The organism is Leadbetterella sp. DM7, from assembly GCF_040829825.2.
In the GTDB taxonomy this organism is placed as follows: Bacteria; Bacteroidota; Bacteroidia; order Cytophagales; family Spirosomataceae; genus Leadbetterella.
On record NZ_JBFOLH020000001.1, the window covers coordinates 323178 to 341849 of the forward strand.

Consider the following 18672-nt stretch of genomic DNA (forward strand, 5'->3'; position numbering starts at 1 on the left):
GAAATTTTACCGTTACCTCCGAAATTATACGGGCCGTATGGCGATATACTTTACTTCAGCGGGGCACCCACCTCGAGGTCACAGGTATGCCAGGGCTCCCCGTGAGGCGGATTAAACTGTGGCTTGGGCCCGTTAAATACCACGGTATTCAGCGGCTGGCTAATGATAGAAGTAGCACCGGGGTCTATGGGCATTGGCCGGGCAGGGGCTGTTTCTACCGGAGCCGGCAATACGCCTTGTGCCGGCAGGGGGGCTCCTACGGCGATCTCGCAGAGGTGGCCGGATTCACCGTGCGGCGGGTTCAGCCTTACCTCTGCAACCGGTGCCGGTTGAACCGGTGAAGAGGCTGGAGCAGCCGGGGCAGTCTCCACTTCACCGGCAGCAGCCGGCCGGGTCACTTCTGCCGTTTCCTCTTTTTTATGGCAGGCTGCCAGTAACAGGGTCGCTAAAAATCCGTAAAGTACTTTGCGCATCGTATTGTCTTTTATTTTTCACTGCAAGCCAGGGGCAAATTACCCGCTACGCTGTAAGCAGGTAAGCCAAAACCGTTCCAAAATTACCACTAACCCTGTTTTTTCAGCCAGTAGTCGAGTGCCGCCGGGTTTTTGACGGCATCCATGCTCACGGCTTTTTCGGGAGAAGCGCCCATCAGCAACCGTTTCACAGGCAATTCGAGCTTCTTCCCGCTCAGGGTATAGGGGATGTCAGGCACGCGGAATATCTTGTCAGGCACGTGCCGGGGACTGCACCGGCTCTTCAGCCTTTCTCTGATCGCTTTCTCGGTTTTTGACGAAAGGGGTTCTTCCGTTTGCACATACAGGTACATCTCCGATGAGCCGTTAGGGTGGTCTATACAAACCACGAGGCTGTCCTGTACCATTTCTTCGATAGCGTTGTAAATCTCGGCCGTACCGATCCGCACGCCGCCCCGGTTCAGGGTAGCATCTGAACGCCCGTAAATAATGATGCCGTTATTCTCCGTGATCTTTATCCAGTCGCCGTGTTGCCACCGCCCCGGGTATTTCTCGAAATAGCTTTCCCTGTAGCGCACATTTCCTTCGTCGTTCCAGAAATACAGGGGCATGGAAGGCATGGGCTGATTGATCACCAGCTCGCCCAGCTCGTTTTTCACCGGCTCCCCGTTTTCATTCAGCGCTTCAATATCGGCGCCCAGGGCTATACACTGGATTTCCCCTGCGTAGACCGGTAGCCAGGGGCAGCCCGAAAGAAACGCCGAACATACATCGGTGCCCCCACTGAGCGAGATGATCTGGGTATCCGGGAACTTCAGCTGCAGCCATTCAAATGTATCGGCAGGCAGGGGTGATCCGGTAGAACCCAGGGTTTTAAAAGGAATATTCGGCAAAACGGGATTCCGTTTAGCGCAGGCAATGAAATAGGCAGCACCCGCCCCGAAGTGGTCGATCTTATGGTCGAAGGCAAACTTCCAGCCCACACTTAAAGCCGGGTAAGAGAGTGAGCCGTCATAGATACAGAGGGTAGCACCGGTCAGCAGGGCCCCCACGGCATAATTCCACATCATCCAGCCGGTGGTGCTGTACCACATAAAACGTTCTCCGGCCTGTACATTCTGGTGCAGCGCCAGCGCTTTGAAATGCTCCAGCAGGTTACCGCCCGTGCTGTGTGTAATGGCTTTGGGTTTCCCGGTGGTGCCTGAAGAATACAGGATCCAGACAGGGTGATCAAAGGCTACCCGATCAAAGGCCAGGGGCTGACCCTTTTTGGCCAGGGCAAAAATTGAACGCCATTTGAGGTCATTGACCACCACTACATCTTCTATCGAGTCGATCCGCTCGGCCAGCTCATTGATCAGCCGGCTTTTGCGGAAGGTCTTCCCGTTATAATGATACAGCTTATCGGCAAAAAGAATTTTGGGAGAAATCTGCTGAAACCGTTCCACCACGCTGTCACTGCCAAAATCAGGCGAACAGCAGGTCCAGATGGCCCCCAGTGAATTGACCGCCAGGAAAATGGCCAGGGTTTCCGGTGTATTGTTCAGCACACCCGCCACACGGTCGCCTTTGCCCACACCGCAGCGCAGCAGGTACTGTCTTAACGCACCGGTTCGTTCCTGCAATTCTTTCCAGCTTATTTCTCTTGTTTCGGCCTGCTCATTTTTATAAATAACGGCCGGGCGTTCATCGGTATAATTCCTGAAAATATGTTCGGCATAATTCAACGTGGCGCCTTCAAACCATTTTGAGCCGATAAACCCCTGTTCCGAGCGGTTCAGCACCTGGGAATACGGCGTATCTGACATCACCTGGAAATATAAAAAAATACTTTCCCAGAAGTCTTCCAGGTGAGTAACGGACCATTCCCGGAGCTGTTCATAATCTCCTATGCTGACCCTGAAGCGGTCTTCCGTAAATTCTTTAAAAGCAGTCATTTCAGACTTTTCTATGTAGTCTGCTGTGGGTGCCCAGAGTTTCATTTTTTTAGTATATTGAGTAGCTCTTAATTTGCAATGTTACGCAAAATTCCTGTTTTAGGACCTGTATGCGTACAATACAGATCAAGATACTGTATAATTTTGCTTTAAACGCCCGAGAAAAAGCGCAGGATTTATCCTACCTTGTTTCCACTCCAAATAAAGTTGTATCAATGCCGGAGACGGCTCAAACCCCTCGTGCATATTGGATCCAATAGCTTTCGTAGTAGCCTCAAGCGACACCAGATCAGGGAATTTCACACCCATTATGCTTATATTCTCCCGATCTGTTTTTAAAGGATTATACATGGGTTTTTACCTTATTGATGTATTACAAAGATACAAAAAAGTCAGTGGAATGGTAACATACGGCACAACATTTACCCTCCAAGATCACAAATTGTGACCTTGAACTGCGGCACCTATTTTCAGCGGTTTAAGTGAGTCCCAATCAGCAATATCAAAATTTAAAATAAATAACTAACCCTGCTAAGACAATATTCAGAAACCAAAGTCCAACTATATTAATAATAAGTCGTCCTTTGTCAATGGCAAAGGCACAATTTTCACAAACTGTTCTTAATCCTGTACTGGTTCTTGTAGTATAACTTAAACTTCTTTTTCCTTGTACTGTATTGCTTCTTTTTAATCAAAAAGGTTGCTATATATGCAAAAACTGGATTAGAATATTTGTGTAATTTTGTAGTATAAGTAAAATGACTCCCAACTAAAAAACTTTAAGAAAATGAGTAAAGAAAACGCCATAACAATATTTGAACAAAAGAAAGTCCGCACCCACTGGGACGAAGAAAAAGAACTTTGGTTTATTTCAGTCATTGACGTGATTGAAGTACTTACAGGAACAGACCGGCCAAGAAAATATTGGAATGACCTGAAAGCCAGGTTAAAAAAGGAAGGCAGTGAACTGTCCGAAAAAATCGGACAACTGAAAATGCAGAACAGTCAAGTAAAAAAATGTTCTACCTGTCGCGATTTGCGACTATTTCCAAAGAAGCGCATTTTCCCAATTAGAAGGAAAATTCATCGCTCTAACATCAATTTGTAACACTATCTAAAATTATCAAAACTTGCAAAATTTGCAAGTTTTGATAATTTATTTCATACTTTTGCTCAATGGCAAATTATACAAATCGTAAAGAATATATAGGTAAGCTGTTCTCCTACAAAGACAAAGACCTCATAAAAATTGTAAGTGGCTTACGCAGGTCGGGCAAAAGCACTTTGTTGGAAATTTACCGGGAACTGCTGCTAAAAAAAGGAGTTGGAAAACGGCAAATTCAGTTCTACAACTTTGAATTGCCCGAAAATTTTGTTAACAAAAACTGGGACGACATTTATTTTGACATCAAGAAAAAACTGCAAGCCGATAAACCCAACTATATTTTTTTAGACGAAGTGCAAAACATTCCACAATTTGAAAAATTGGTGGACGGACTTTTTGCTTCAAAAAATACAGACGTTTACATTACAGGTTCAAATGCGTTTTTGTTGAGTGGGGAATTAGCAACATTGTTGAGTGGTCGTTATATTGAAATTTCCATTTTACCCTTTTCGTTCAAAGAATATTTAACCGCACGAGAAATTGATACGAGCATAAAATACCTCAATTACGAAAATTTGTTTTTTGATTACATCAACGAAACCTCCTTACCCAAAGGTGTAGAATTACGAAAAAGCGGCTTTGATGAAATCTACGAATATTTGGAAGCCATTTATAATACAATTGTAGAAAAAGACATCACGCAACGCCATCAAATAAATAATAAACGAGCTTTTGGGAATATCGTGAAATTTGCAGCTTCAAACATTGGCAATGCACTTTCGCCTAGTAATATTTCTAAAGCCATAAAACAAGACGGACAAAGCATACATCACGCAACCGTTGAAAAGTATTTGGAATATTTGGTAGCGAGTTTTGTCTTTTACAAAGTAAACCGCTTTGACATAAAAGGCAAAAAGCAACTTGCTACACAAGAAAAATACTATTTGGTTGATGCTGGTTTGCTCAACATTTTGACAGGAAAAGAACGGACAACCGACAGAGGACATATTTTAGAAAATGTTGTTTATCTTGAACTACTTCGCAGGGGTAAGAAAATTTGGACAGGTACAAGCCGAAATAGCGAAGTGGATTTTGTTTGCAAAACAAAAACAGGCAACATTGAATATTACCAGGTAGCGTGGCAAATGACAAACGAAGCGACCATAGAACGAGAATTTGGAGCATTAGAAAAAATCAATGACCACTACCCTAAATATTTACTCACCACAGACGGATTTACACAAGACAGAAGTGGCGTAAGACATGTGAACGTTTTTAACTGGTTGCTTGAAACAAACGAGAAATAATCACCACTGGCTTGAACAAGGGTTGGCGGAATGGCAGGCTGAACGGCTTCGTCTTAGTCCTCACCCACTGGGACGAAGAAAAAGAACTTTGGTTTATTTCAGTCATTGACGTGATTGAAGTACTTACAGGAACAGACCGGCCAAGAAAATATTGGAATGACCTGAAAGCCAGGTTAAAAAAGGAAGGCAGTGAACTGTCCGAAAAAATCGGACAGTTGAAAATGATTGCACCCGATGGCAAAATGCGACTGACAGATGTTGCCGATACAGAACAAATTTTCAGGCTCATTCAATCTATTCCCTCACCCAAAGCAGAGCCGTTTAAAGACACTTTAAGGTAGATCCCAAAACCGGAGCAGAGAAACCTTAAAACAACAAAATCCCCAGCACTGCCCCTACCACCGGCGCTACCAGCGGTATCCACGCATATTCCCAGTGGCTGCTGCCCTTGCCTTTGATGGGCAGGATGGAATGGGCCAGCCGGGGCACCAGGTCACGAACGGGGTTAATGGCATACCCTGTGGTTCCTCCTAAAGCGTTACCGATCACAAACACCAGCATTCCTACCAGGAAGGGCCCCAGGCCTGAGCCTTCCATGGAATAAATGGACGAAGCCCCTACCATCAGTACGAATGTGCCGCTCATCTCGGCGAAGAAGTTGGAAGGCGTATGCTTAATAGCCGGCCCTGTAGCAAATACGGCCAGCTTATCGCCCGGGTCTTCCGTAACCGCCCAATGGGGATAATAGAAGAAATAGGTGGCTATAGCCCCCAGGAAGGCCCCACATACCTGGGCCAGCACGAAGGAGGGGACGGTTGACCAGTCGCCCGACTGCACCGCAAATCCTACCGTCAGCGCCGGGTTCAGGTGAGGGGAAGGGCTGCCGAATTTCTGTGCCACAAAAACGCCCGTCATCACCGCCAGCCCCCAGGCCGTAGTGATCACGATCAGTCCCGAATTGTTTCCTTTTGTTCCCTTAAGCAACACATTGGCTACCACGGATTCGCCCAGAAAAATCAAAAAAAACGTGCCCAGTAATTCACCCAGGAAAGGAGAAGGCTGCATAAATGTAATCGTAATTTTAAGGTTGTATTATGGAGCAATTTAGTAATTTTGCAACTTAATATCCAATTTATGTCTTCAAAATCGTTAAAAGCCGTTTCTCCGGTTGACGGAAGGTACAGCAGCCAGTCGGCCGAACTTGCAGAATACTTCTCTGAATTCGGACTGATCAAATACCGCGTACGGGTAGAAGTTGAGTACTTCATTGCCCTCTGCGAGCTGCCCCTGGAGCAACTGAAAGGCTTTGACAAGAAGATATATCCTGCTCTGAGAAAGCTGTATACCGGCTTTACTGAAGAAGATGCCGCCGCCATCAAGGAGATCGAAAAGACCACCAATCATGATGTTAAGGCCGTAGAATACTTCATCAAAGCGCGTTTTGAGGCACTGAATATTGCAGAGTTTTCAGAGTTTATACATTTCGGGCTTACCTCCCAGGACATCAACAATACCGCCATTCCCCTTTCTATGAAAGAGGCGCACGGACAGGTGATGGCTCCTGCTTATGTCGGCGTGCTCGAAAAGCTGAACGGCTTTGCCGCAGAATGGGCCGATGTACCCATGCTGGCCAAAACCCACGGACAGCCGGCCTCTCCTACCCGCCTGGGGAAGGAGATGAAAGTTTTTGCCGAACGACTCGAAAAGCAGTTGAATATGCTGGACCAGGTGCTGTATGCCGCTAAATTCGGTGGTGCTACCGGTAATTTCAACGCCCATCATGTGGCTTACCCAAAAACCGACTGGATAGCTTTCGGAAACCGTTTTGTCAACGACATCCTCGGGCTGAGCCGGAGCCAGACCACCACCCAGATAGAACATTACGATTACCTGGCTGCCTATTTTGATAACCTCAAACGGATCAATACCGTTCTGCTTGATTTCGCCCGTGATGTATGGCAGTACGTTTCCATGAATTATTTCAAGCAAAAGATCAAAGCCGGTGAAGTGGGCTCGTCTGCCATGCCACACAAGGTCAACCCTATTGATTTCGAAAACGCAGAAGGCAACCTGGGAATTGCCAACGCATTGTTTGAGCATTTTTCGGCGAAATTGCCGGTATCCCGCCTGCAGCGCGACCTTACCGACTCTACCGTGCTGAGAAACGTGGGCGTGCCGCTGGCACATACCCTGATTGCCCTGAAATCACTGCTGAAAGGAATGAACAAGCTGGAGCTGAACCCGGCCGCCATTCACCATGACCTGGAAGAGAACTGGGCTGTAGTGGCCGAGGCTATCCAAACCGTATTGCGCCGGGAGGGCTATCCGAAACCCTATGAGGCCCTCAAAGATCTCACCCGCAAAAACGAAAAAATCACCGAAAACTCGATCAAGGCCTTTATCGAAGACCTGAAGGTTTCTGAAAAAACCAAATACGAGCTCAAACAGATCACTCCGTTCAATTATACGGGCGTGTGATTTCTTGCGCAATTTTTACCACATAGAGATATAGATATATAGCTCAGATTGTATTTTGTTCAATGACAAAGAGTGATTCTTATTCATTCTTATATGACTATGTATCTATGTGGTTAAAAAAATCAATCCCATTCATCGGTAATTTTCGCCCACTAATCGGAAATTTCCTCTCCATCCGCCGATTTTCCATTTATTTTGGGGGATGGAAAGGGATAATTTTGAAGAAAAAAAGAATCAAATGAAAAACAATCAGAATAAAACATTCTTCTGGGCGCTCGTCTTCATAGCCGGCGGCGGACTCTTCCTGATGCGAAACTTCGGCATGCTTGATTTCGATGTCCCTCTCAAGCTGATCAGCTGGCGGCTTATCCCGTTAATCGTCGGCATCAATGCCCTTTTACGGAAAGATTACATTAACGGTATTATTGCCATATCTGTGGCCGTGATTTTCTATATCCCTGATTTTCTTACCCCCGTAGAAAAAACCCAATACTACAACCTCTGGCCGCTGCTGCTGGTAGGCGTGGGATTGACCATACTGGCCAAATATATGTTTCCCCAGCAATTTGACAACTACCGGACACAGCTACAGGCCGAAGACCGGAATTATGTCAGTGAAAGCAACATCATGGCAGGCTCTTCTTCCAAGTTTGTTACCAAAGACTTTACCGGAGGAAAAGTGAGTTGCGTGATGGGAGGCTCTGAGCTCAACCTCACCGAAGCCGACCTTCAGAACAATGCCACCCTGCGGGTATTTATCATGATGGGCGGTATGGAAATGCGGATACCCAAAGAATGGAATGTCAAGCTGGATGTATTTCCCATCATGGGCGGCGTGGAAGACAAGATCACCAAGTTCCCGGAAAACGTGGTAGACAAAAGCAAGGTGCTGGTGATCTCGGGCTACGTAATTATGGGGGGCATTGAAATCAAAAGGGTCTGACCATGAGGCATCCGATACTGAAAGATAAAAACCGGGTTTTAACCTACCTTTTTCTCTGGGTAATGGTGGCTCTCTTTCAGTATATTTTTGTCTACCGGGCATTTCCCGGCCACTCCCTGCGGGTGCTGGCCGTTACCCTGATCCAGAATTTCCTATTGGCTACTATGTATATCGGCGCCTGGTTCGGATTGCGGTACATCAACCTGGAGACCCAGAAAACGCTGCAGTTTGTGGCCAATCACCTGATTTACCTCGTTGTCATTACCCTGCTCTGGCTGAGTATGACCAACCTCTTTGACCAGGTGCTGCTGCGTGATATCCTGCCCGACTACCGGATCAGAACCGGGCCTCTGAAAAGCATGCTGGGTATTTTCTCTTACCTGCTGTTTGTTTCCTATATGTATCTCGACGCCTACTACACTTCGTATATGGATAAGATCGAAAACGAACGAAAACTGTACGAGATCCTTAAAGAATCGGAGCTGAACCTGCTGAAGTCGCAAATGAACCCTCATTTTATCTTCAACAGCCTGAATTCTATCAGCTCCCTGACCATGCTTGATCCCGTACGGGCCCAGGAGATGATCATCCGGCTGTCTGACTTTCTGCGGTATACCGTTACGGCAACGCGTGACCAGCTGGTGACCCTCGAAAAAGAGATTGACATGTGCCGGGCCTACCTCGACATCGAGAAAGTACGTTTCGGCAGCAAGATCAGCTTTACATTTGCGGTAGATCCGGCCTCATTGCCCCTCAAAGTACCGGGGATGATCCTGCAAACCCTGTTTGAAAATGCCATCAAGCACGGGGTGTATAACTCGCTGGGAAAAGAATGCATTCATTTTGAATCGCGGCTCGAGAAAGATCGGCTGATCCTGTGTATAGAAAACAGCTTCGATCCGGCTTCCCGGCCTAAAGTGGGCACCGGTACCGGCCTGAAAAACGTTCGGAACCGGCTGGATCTCATCTACGACCGGGCAGCGCTGCTGTCTACCGATATGCAGGAAAACCGGTTCACGGCAACAATGAATTTACCTTTACAGCCGTAAGCTAAAACGTATACTCATGAAAATAAGAACCATATTAATCGATGACGAAGAGCTGGCCCGGGAGCTGGTTAAAAAATTCCTGGAAACCGAAACCGAAATAGAGATCATCGGTGAAGCTTCTGACGGCTTTGAGGGTATAAAGCTGATCAACAACCTCCAACCCGACCTGGTCTTCCTGGATATCCAGATGCCCAAGCTCACCGGCCTCGAAATGCTGGAACTGCTGTCAGAGCCGCCGCTGGTTGTCTTTTCTACGGCCTATGATCAATACGCTATTGACGCCTTTGAGAAAAATGCGATCGATTACCTCCTGAAGCCCTTCTCGCGTGAGCGGCTCCTGAAAACCCTGGATAAGGTAAAAGAGAAATTCCTGGCGCGCCAGGATTCTGCAGCGGAGATCAGGGCCCTGTCGGCCCTGCCGGGTCTGAAAGATAAAAACCAGCGCCGGATAGTGATCAAGAACGGTTCAAAAATAGAAATGATTCCCTACGAAGAGATTCATTATATCGAATCGTACGGCGATTACGTCCGTATTCACGCTACCCAGGGCAAATTTCTCAAGCAAAAAACCATGAAAGAGCTGGAAGACTCGCTGGGCAACGACTTCCTGCGCATCCACCGGTCTTTCCTGGTCAATACCACCTGCATTCACAAGCTTGAGCTGTACGAAAAAACCAGCTACCTGGTTCTCCTGAAAAACGGGGAGAAGCTGGCGGTGAGCAAAAGCGGCTATAAGTTGCTGAAAGACACGCTGGGGTGGTAGGGTTAAGTGAAAAACTAAAAGCGGCCGCCGCTGCGGTGAAAAACTAAAAATTATGGAACATCAGTATTTTAATTATGAAAGAATGTTCCGCAACTTTTCACCGCAGCGGCGGCCGCTTTTAGTTTTTCACTTTTAACTTTACTTTAGTTGCTTCAGCACTCCGCACATCTGGTACGTATTCTCTGCCAGGCTCTTGATGGCCTTGACCTGATCCAGGATCATGCGCCCTTCCTGCAGCTTTAAACTGGTTTCATAGCTCATCTGGGCCACGCCTGATTCCAGCTCCAGCTCCCGCAGCTGCGAAAGGCCGTAATAGTATTTATCCAGGCTTTCCAGGGCGTTCAGCGGGTTACTGACCGTAGGCCGGGCATTAGCCGATCCCTCCATCACCCGGGCCGCCACCTGCAGCTGGTCTGTAATATACCGCATTACTGCCCTGAAGTCTTCAGAAACCATGGTGGTCTGGTGATTCTGGATATAGGTAGAGTAGGCCGCCACTCCTTTCAGCAGCGAATGGCTCAGGAGTACCACGGCGTAGCTGTTGCTGAGCTGGCTCCGCTTCGACTTGGGGTCGTCTTTCAACCGCTGGAAAGCCTCGTACAGATTGCCGTTCTTCACAAAGGCCTCCTTTCTCAGCAGCTTGAAATCGGTATCCACGGGCTGCTTGGTTTCATAGAGGTGATTAACGGCCTCCAGGTAGCGTCGGTTGGCATCAATCGCATTGCCGATGGCGGTAAAAATACTTTCCTTCTCCCATGCCGGGAAGATAAAATAAATCACAAACAGGGCAATGGCCGAACCCACAGACGTATAAAAAACCCGGTAAAGCACCAATTCAAACGACCGCCCCGTAAATGCCACATACAACAGCATAATGGCCAGGGTAATATAGGTGGAAGCCAGCAGGTAACGGGTAGATACATACGAGAAACCCAGCATCAGGCTGATCCCTGCCAGCCCCAGCAGCATCGGCTTATAGTCGGTGATATACACAATGGCCAGGGTAATCACCCCGCCCAGCAGGGTTCCGCCAATGCGGTTGAATGCCCGTGACCGGGTAAGGCCGTAATTGGGGCGGAGCACCACAATACAGGTGGCAATGATCCACGAGGTATTTCCCGCGCTGATCACGTCCTGGAGCAAAAAGCAAATGGCTATAGCTACACACAACCTGACCGAATGCCTGAAGATAGAAGAGTCAAAATTCAGGTTGCTTAACAGGATCTTGTAGGAATAATCCTGGGCCGTGATAAATCTCGGGTCTCCCTGCGTCCGGATCTTTTCCGTATAAAACAGGTTTTCATAGTGCTTGCTGATCACGTTCAGGCAATTCAGCTGCTTGTTTTTCAGGTCAACCAGGTTTCGCAGGAGAAGCATGCGCTCGTGGGCCTCCCTTGACCGGCTTCTGAGCAGGGGCTTCAGGTTTTCTTCCGCTTCCAGCAGCTTGGCCTGCAGCCGCGGGCTGACCGCGTATTTCCGGTTCAGCCGCAGCAGCTCACCGAAACGCTCCAGCTCTTCTACCAGCAGGTGGGTAAACGCACGGTACGGTTGTACCAGCGGCTCTGTCCCGTCAAAATGTTCACGGGCCTGTTCCAGGTCGTGGTTAGCCGCCAGCGTCATCTCGTACAGGTCAACGATCTCCTTAAAGATCAGGTACAGTCGCCGGGTTTTATTGGAAGGAAGCAGCCGGCCCGGCTTATTCAGCAGAGCCGAACGCAATACCTCGTGGTAGGTGTTAATCCGGCTTTCTATATGCAGGATATCCGCCTCCAGGTCTTTGCTGTCCCACACCTGCTGCTCCTGCTTCCGGTAATATTCTGCAGTAAGTTCCACGCAGTCGGCCAGCATGCTCCTGATGTGGTGCCCCTGGTAGAAAAACTGGCTGATGGCCGAGAGCAGGATATACGTGCCTCCTCCCACCAGCGCGTGCAGGAGACTGTCGGCATGCGAAAGCCCCATTGCGTGAATACCGTAGCTCGATACAATGGCAAACAATCCGCCGAAAGAGACACTCCCGCCGCGCAGGCCGTATACCGCCACCATGGAAGTGATGAAAACAAAAACCAGCATCACTGAAAAGTGAAGCCATTTTGGGGTATCAAACAGGGATAGCTGCACGGCCAGCATCAGGAAGCTCCAGGCAAAGCCCAGCACGATACCGATGATCCGGTGGCGCTGGCTGCCCTCTGTATTAGGAAAATAGGCCAGCATGGCCCCGATGGTAAACGGGAAAACCGCCTTGTAATTATGCGTATAATAGCCCCATAGCAGCGCCCCGCCGAGGATGAAGCACAGGACGGCCGATTTGAAAAAATCAAACGACAGGATATGTTTATTGGCTCTGTGCAGCACAGCAGTAAAAATTAGCTGCAAAAATATTGCTATTTTACCACGCAGTAACTAATCCGGCCTTAAAAAAACCTTAATTCTATGGCCTGAATGCCGTTTTTCCTTTTTCCAGGAAGGCCTTGAACTCCTCATACGACGTATAGGCCACCGGATCGGTAACTTTCTCCCCGCCGGCATCCACTATTATGTAATATGGCTGGGCATTGCTGTTGTATTTGCTCATCTGGTAATCCAGGTTCTTGGCACCGATGGTTGTTTTCAGCTTATTGTCGAACGAAGATACATAATGCCTGTCCTGCGGCAGCTCTTTCTTGTCATCCACGTAAAGAGACGCAATCACAAAATCATCTTTCAGGCTCTGCAGCACATCGGGCTTTGACCAGACATTCTCTTCCATTTTCCGGCAATTGGCACAGGCATATCCCGTGAAATCAATCAGCACCGGCTTGCCCGTTTCTTTCGATTGCAGCAGGGCATCGTCCATCTCGTTAAATCCCCACAGACCGTGCGGCAGGGCCCGCATAAGATCAGGCTTAGGGGCGGCCGAAGCCATAGCCTGGGTAGGAAGCGGAGGCAGAATACCTGACAGCGCACTTAAAGGTTTATTGGTTACCCCGGGAACCATATAAGCGGCAATAGCCAGGAAGATAACCGCAAAACCAATTCTCAACGGGCTGTAACGCGTTACCTTCTCGTCTTTCGGCAGGCGCATAAACCCTAAAATATACAGGCCGATGATGACGGCCACTACAATCCAGATCACCAGGAAAACGTTACGGTGAATCAGGTTCCAGTGATACGCCAGGTCAATATTGCTCAGGAATTTCAGCGCCAGGGCAAACTCCAGGAAGCCGAACACCGCTTTCAGCTCATTCAGCCAGCCTCCTGATTTAGGCAGGCTCTTCAGGTATTGCGGGAACATGGCCAGCCCGCTGAACACCAGCGCAAACGGCAACCCGAACGCCAGCATTCCGTACAGGGGCTTCAGCACCTCGCCACCCGCGGCTCCGATCAGCAATGAACCTACAAAAGGTACGGTACAGCTGAATGACACCACCACCAGGGTCAGCGCCATAAAGAAAATACCGATCAGCCCGCCTTTATCTCCCAGCCGGTCAATTTTGTTGACCGCTCCGTGGGGCAGCACAATCTCAAACGCGCCCAGCAGCGAAAACCCGAAAACAATAAAAAGAGTAAAGAAAATAAGATTGGGCAGCCAGTGCGTACTCAGCGCATTCAGGAAAGATGCGCCCAGGGCCATGGTGATCAGCCCCATCACGGCAAAAATCAGCATGATGCATATCCCGTAGAAAACCGCTTTGAACTTGCCGTCTTTTTGCTTGGTAAAGTAGCTCACCGTCATGGGCATGATGGGATAAATGCACGGCATAAATATAGAAGCAAAACCCGCTCCGAAAGCCACCAGGAGGAATTTCCACATGCCGCCGCTTTCTTTTACGGGCGGAACCTCCGCAGAAGCCTCTACAGCTGTAGCAAGGCTATCGCCGGGCACAGCCGCCTGAGTCACCTCGGCCGGAGCTTCTTTTGTTGAATCCGGGCTCTCCGCCAGGTCCTGCCGGCCGGTTGTTGTATTCTCCGGCGTCTTATTGAGCTCGTCTTGTTTTACCTCACTGCCCGGAGCAGCTTTGACAAGGATATCAAAATCATCATCTCCCGGTACACACTGGCCGTCATCCTGGCAGGTCTGGTAATTCAGCTTTACCTTTCCCCCGGGGTTTACCCCTGTAATCCGGGCTTTTTGTGTATACTTTGCCTCTTTATAGTAAACCAGCACATCGGCTTCCCAGACCTCTTCATAAAATTTCTTGGCCGGCTTGGCAGGTCTGGGTTTCCCCATCAGCTGGATATCTTTGAGCCCTGAATACTTAAATTCAAGAATCATGGGTCCGGCATCCGGGTCAGATTCGGCCGCATATATTTTCCAGCCATCGTTAATTTTAGCGGAGAAAACAATTTCTACTTCGTCGCCTACCTTAGCGGTTGAAGGGTTAACAGAAACGGTCCAGGTGGTAGGGCTGACCAGGCCGCCCGGGAACGACTGCCCGAACGTTACAAAAGATGTGAAAAGAAGAAAAACAAAAAGTCTCATTAATTTTATGAAGTACATAATGTATATAACAGCACTTTAGAAAAAAAGATTGCCGGAAAGTCCTTAAAATTTAGGGCAGGCCAGCGCTTTGCGCCGCACCTTGTTACGGGGTGTCCGTTCTATCTCCACCTGGGGCAGCTGGTAGGCAATAGATATCTCGTGCGAACCGCCTGACCGGGCACCCAGGCCCGAAACGGTCAGGTCATAGCTGTACCCGAACGAAAAATTCTCATACCGGATACCTATCACCCCGGAAATGGCATCCTGGTTCGGAAAATTATTAAATACTTTGGTCAGCGGAATTCCCCGGTATTGAAGCCCCAGGGTAAACGGGGTGTAGGTGACATACCCGCCCAGGTCAAGCTGGGAATAGGGGCCCTGCTTCTTGTACAAAAATGTGGGTGTAAGGGTAAACTCGCGCTCTGAATAGCTGTCGGTAATCAGGTGGCTGAGGTCTACGTTATAGCCCCCGTGCACCACCAGCAGGCGGGGAAGAGCCGGCACATCGCCCGATTGCCCGTTAAAAAAGCTTAGCCGGGGCTCGGTCAGGTGATTTACGGAAGCCCCCACAAAATACCGGGGATTAAAATACAGGAGCCCGGCCCCTACGTCCAGTGTGTTAACCGACTGCACGCGGGTATTGACCACCGGATCCTGCGAACCCGGTCTGACGGTACCGTTATTCTCCAGCTGATCGCCCATGATCAGGCCGCCGGGCTGTAAGCCCCGGAAAGAATAACCGCCGTTTAAGCCGAATCTCAAGCCATTGTTCCTGTCAATCTTCAACTCGTAAGCATACAAGAGCCGAAGCTCGGTGTTGGACAGGTTATACCCCTGCTTATCGTTCAGAAACATCACACCTATACCGCTGTTGGCACGCTCAATATAATGATCCAGGGTAAACAGGGTGGTTACAAAATTAGCATTCAGCGAAGGCCACTGGTTGCGGTAGTTCATCATGACACGGGGCGCATAGCCCGAGCCCGTAAATGCAGGATTATGGTACATGGGGGCCGCGTAGAACTGGGTAAACTGGGGGTCCTGTCCCATTACCGAATGTGTCACCCATACTAAAACAAATATAAATCTCTTCATTAGCCTTCCTGCAATACCTGTATACAGGACTTATTTTTATCAGAAAACGTTGCAACCTCCTGTTTGGTATGACCTGAAACAGGTTTTAAAATTAACAGGATATACGGAGATCCCCCGCATTTCGCTTCCGGTTTATTTTGCATGGGTCTGCACGCAAAGGTAATTCATACGATTAAAAAAAATGAAAAAACGTAACTTTGTAAATTCTTCCCTGTGTACATTTATGTCTTTTTCTGCGTTTAGGTAAGTGTGAAGTATTGGTATATGGAAAAACGGCTGCTTTTATTTTTGGGTTTATTATTTTTCGGAGCCACCGTATCCAACGCCCAGCTCTACGTGGGCAAAGCGTGCCTGGTTGATCCCTCAGCCCCGGTGACTCCCCCTGCTACGGGCTCTCCTGCCGCGAGCACGCCCACATCGTGCGATGAAAAGACCTATTTCTTTGAAGCTACTGAGAATAATTTCGGCAACTGGACCTGGGACTTCGGCGACGGTACCGTTCTTACAGGAACAACGCGAAACCCCTTACATGCCTATACCACTCCGGGCCCCTACACGGTAAAAGTTACCCCGGTAGATAATGGCGGGGCCACATTGGCCGGACCGTATACCCGCCTGATAAACGTGGGCTATTACCCTTATCAGCCGCTCTTCAGAGACAAAACCGAACAGGATTCTACCATTTGCAAAGGAAAAACCATCACCCTCGACCCTTATAAAGGACAGTCGGCGCCCGCCAATGTAAGCTATAAGTGGTTCCCGGAAGGGCAAACCACCCGTACCATTGATGTAAGTGAAGCCGGCTGCTACTCGGTAGAGGTCATTGACAATACTACGGGCTGCTCCCGCTCAGCTAAGATCAACGTAAAATTATGCTATGAGGAATCGAGCTCCGGCGGCGGTTCCGAAAAATGGTATTTCGGACACGGTTCCGGCCTGGAGTTTACCCTCACGGGAAACGAAATGGTACAGGACTCCCTCGACGAAGACGGCAGCCTGGATCCCCAGCCGGAAATTGTGAACCCGTCTTTTGATCCTTCAGACCCAGGTGTAAACAAAATGCAGGCCGATGAGGCTGCTGCTATGGTCTTTGATCAGCATAATAAGCTGGTGCTGTATACCGACGGAAAAAAACTGTATTCCGGTGACGATGATTCGGAAATCCCGGTAGCCGGCGGGGGCTCTTTTGCCATCAGCAAAGCTACAGGTGCCCAGGGTGTAGCCCTGATACCCAAACCGGTCTGCAGCGCCTGCGACTTTATCAATTATTACCTTTTTACCGTAGATGAAAATACGGGCCTGCTCACGTATTCAGTCATTGATATGCGGGAAAGGGGGGGCAAGGGCGCCGTGGTGGAAGCCGATGTGCCCGTGGCCGTCAATGTGAAGGGAAAAATCACGGCCGAACGCGGCAGTGATGATGAGCATGAGTCGTATTTCATCACCGCGTACAATGCACTCTCCGGGAGTTTCCAGTCGATAACCGTTGACGCCCTGGGCACGGTCAGTGTTGAGCAGACCATGCCCCCACTCCAGCCGGGAACTGTCTCGGAAGGCTATGTAGCGGTTTCAGCCGATGGAAATCAACTGGCCCACGGCCTGGTCATTAACGGGAATAATTTTGTGCAGATTACCGGCCGCAATCCGGAAAACAATACCTTGTCAGCCCCCCGCCTGGTTGACCTTGGATACGCAGCCCCTCCTACCGTTTACGGGCTGGCTTTCAGCCCGAATGGCGCTTACCTCTACGTAACGCTCAAAGGTGATGGCAGCACGGTAGAATCCAGGCTTTTGCAGGTAGATATTGCCAACGGGGGAGTCACCGAAATCGCTTCGTCCATGCAGGAATTCGGAGCGCTGGGCTTAGGTCCAAAATACGGTGCGGGCTCGAAATATGTGTATGTAACGATCAATAACAGCAGCACCATTCACTACCTGCAGGCGCCGGATGAGGCCGGCAGAGACGCCGTAGGATTTACGCTCAATTCCAGTAACCCGGGAACAGCGGTGGCCGGGACAACTAAGCTGGGTTTTCCGAATGTGGTAGCGGCTGCACCTGCACAAGACGGGCAGGGACTTGGCGCCAACTACAGCGGAAACTGTATGAACGCACCTACCCTGTTTACCAGCCAGGAAATATGCAGTCCCATGAAAAATGACGTAGACTGGGTGATTGACGGAGAAACGTTTAAAAACAACCCCAATCCTTCAAAAACGTTTACTTCGCCCGGCTGGAAGACAGTAAAGATGACCGTTCGTCCTTACAAAGAAATCGCCAGCGTATCGGTTGTTAAGATAAAAGATTACTGCGGCAGCCCTATTGAATTTGAGGGCAGGGTATACATCAAGCCCGCACCGGAGCTGACCATCCCTGATCCGCTTTATGTATGTGACGAGTATCCTTACCAGGGGTTGACGGTAGATCCCAAACCCACAGGAGGATCGTCTTTTGAATTTGAATGGCTGACCCGTTACGATGCTCCCATAGACAACAACTACCGTAACCCGGTATTTACGTTCCAGACGGCTCAGACTTTTAAGGTTAAAGTGACCAATAATTTTAATTGCACTACCGAACGGCAGCTTGACCTCCAGGAGGGCTGCGAGCCCATTGTCAATGTTCCAACGGCATTTACCCCCAACGGTGACGGGCTCAACGAGACGTTCAAGGTGGTTCATTATTTTATCCAGCAACCCAGGCTGGAAATCTATAACCGCTGGGGCGAGCAGGTCTTCCAGACCGATGACCTGGATAACCGGTGGGATGGCCGCTACAAAGGCCAGGTACTAAGCAATCAGCTTTTCGCGTATGTGCTGCGTTATTACATGCGGGATTTCCCGCAGCTCGGCGAACAAAAGAAAGTAGGCTCAATTCTCGTACTGACAGAGAAGTAATATCCCGGAAAAAAATCCTGAGCTTATCTGTGTAATCCGTACGAAAAAAAGCAGACGTTAATTTTAGCTCACAGGCAACACAGATCTCCACAGAAAAAATTCTGTACCCATCTGTATCATCAGAGAGAAAGCGTAAGCATTTTTTGCTTTTCCACCCTGAAAATAGTA

The 18672-nt window shown here is 48.9% G+C and carries 14 protein-coding genes; 8 read left to right on the top strand and 6 right to left on the bottom strand.

Annotated elements, in window-relative coordinates; translation table 11 throughout:
- Positions 1-50 precede the first annotated feature (50 nt).
- A complete protein-coding gene (locus AB2U10_RS01375; protein ID WP_367914510.1) occupies positions 51-473 on the bottom strand; it encodes a hypothetical protein in 423 nt (140 codons plus the stop codon).
- Positions 474-562: 89 nt separating this feature from the next.
- Positions 563-2455: an acetoacetate--CoA ligase gene (locus tag AB2U10_RS01380; RefSeq protein ID WP_367914509.1), complete on the bottom strand. Its 1893-nt coding sequence runs from the start codon at positions 2453-2455 to the stop codon at positions 563-565.
- A 742-nt stretch (positions 2456-3197) separates the two neighbouring features.
- Here AB2U10_RS01380 and AB2U10_RS01385 point away from each other — a divergent pair.
- The 3 genes from AB2U10_RS01385 (at position 3198) to AB2U10_RS01395 (ending at position 5163) form a co-directional block, all read left to right on the top strand.
- Complete coding sequence (locus AB2U10_RS01385) at positions 3198-3518, top strand: hypothetical protein (RefSeq protein WP_367914508.1); 321 nt, start codon at positions 3198-3200, stop codon at positions 3516-3518.
- Between the two features lie 68 nt (positions 3519-3586).
- Positions 3587-4822 carry an ATP-binding protein gene (locus tag AB2U10_RS01390; protein ID WP_367914507.1) on the top strand — a complete coding sequence of 412 codons (1236 nt, stop codon included), beginning with the start codon at positions 3587-3589 and terminating at the stop codon, positions 4820-4822.
- A gap of 11 nt (positions 4823-4833) precedes the next feature.
- Positions 4834-5163 (top strand): BRO family protein, encoded by a 330-nt coding sequence (locus AB2U10_RS01395; RefSeq protein WP_367914506.1) that lies wholly within the window; start codon positions 4834-4836, stop codon positions 5161-5163.
- Positions 5164-5188: 25 nt separating this feature from the next.
- Here AB2U10_RS01395 and AB2U10_RS01400 read toward each other — a convergent pair whose 3' ends face one another.
- Positions 5189-5887 (bottom strand): MIP/aquaporin family protein, encoded by a 699-nt coding sequence (locus AB2U10_RS01400; protein ID WP_367914505.1) that lies wholly within the window; start codon positions 5885-5887, stop codon positions 5189-5191.
- Between the two features lie 69 nt (positions 5888-5956).
- Between AB2U10_RS01400 and purB the strand changes: the two genes are divergently transcribed.
- From purB to AB2U10_RS01420, 4 genes are all read left to right on the top strand, one after another.
- Entirely contained in the window at positions 5957-7300 is a 1344-nt protein-coding gene (gene purB / locus AB2U10_RS01405) for an adenylosuccinate lyase (RefSeq protein WP_367914504.1), read from the top strand.
- Between the two features lie 238 nt (positions 7301-7538).
- The gene (locus tag AB2U10_RS01410; protein WP_367914503.1) at positions 7539-8243 is read left to right on the top strand and encodes a LiaF transmembrane domain-containing protein; all 705 of its coding nucleotides are present in this window, start codon (positions 7539-7541) and stop codon (positions 8241-8243) included.
- Between the two features lie 2 nt (positions 8244-8245).
- Entirely contained in the window at positions 8246-9292 is a 1047-nt protein-coding gene (locus tag AB2U10_RS01415; RefSeq protein WP_367914502.1) for a sensor histidine kinase, read from the top strand.
- 16 nt (positions 9293-9308) lie between these two features.
- Complete coding sequence (locus AB2U10_RS01420; RefSeq protein WP_367914501.1) at positions 9309-10055, top strand: LytR/AlgR family response regulator transcription factor; 747 nt, start codon at positions 9309-9311, stop codon at positions 10053-10055.
- A gap of 138 nt (positions 10056-10193) precedes the next feature.
- Here the strand turns inward: AB2U10_RS01420 and AB2U10_RS01425 are convergent, their stop codons facing one another.
- From AB2U10_RS01425 to AB2U10_RS01435, 3 genes are all read right to left on the bottom strand, one after another.
- Positions 10194-12428: an FUSC family protein gene (locus tag AB2U10_RS01425; RefSeq protein WP_367914500.1), complete on the bottom strand. Its 2235-nt coding sequence runs from the start codon at positions 12426-12428 to the stop codon at positions 10194-10196.
- 55 nt (positions 12429-12483) lie between these two features.
- On the bottom strand, positions 12484-14514 hold the full coding sequence (locus AB2U10_RS01430) for a protein-disulfide reductase DsbD family protein (protein WP_367914499.1): 2031 nt from the start codon (positions 14512-14514) through the stop codon (positions 12484-12486).
- A gap of 63 nt (positions 14515-14577) precedes the next feature.
- Positions 14578-15609 carry a PorP/SprF family type IX secretion system membrane protein gene (locus tag AB2U10_RS01435; protein ID WP_367914498.1) on the bottom strand — a complete coding sequence of 344 codons (1032 nt, stop codon included), beginning with the start codon at positions 15607-15609 and terminating at the stop codon, positions 14578-14580.
- Positions 15610-15897: 288 nt separating this feature from the next.
- Between AB2U10_RS01435 and AB2U10_RS01440 the strand changes: the two genes are divergently transcribed.
- Positions 15898-18504, top strand: a complete 2607-nt coding sequence (locus tag AB2U10_RS01440; RefSeq protein ID WP_367914497.1) for a T9SS type B sorting domain-containing protein — start codon at positions 15898-15900, stop codon at positions 18502-18504.
- Positions 18505-18672 lie beyond the last annotated feature (168 nt).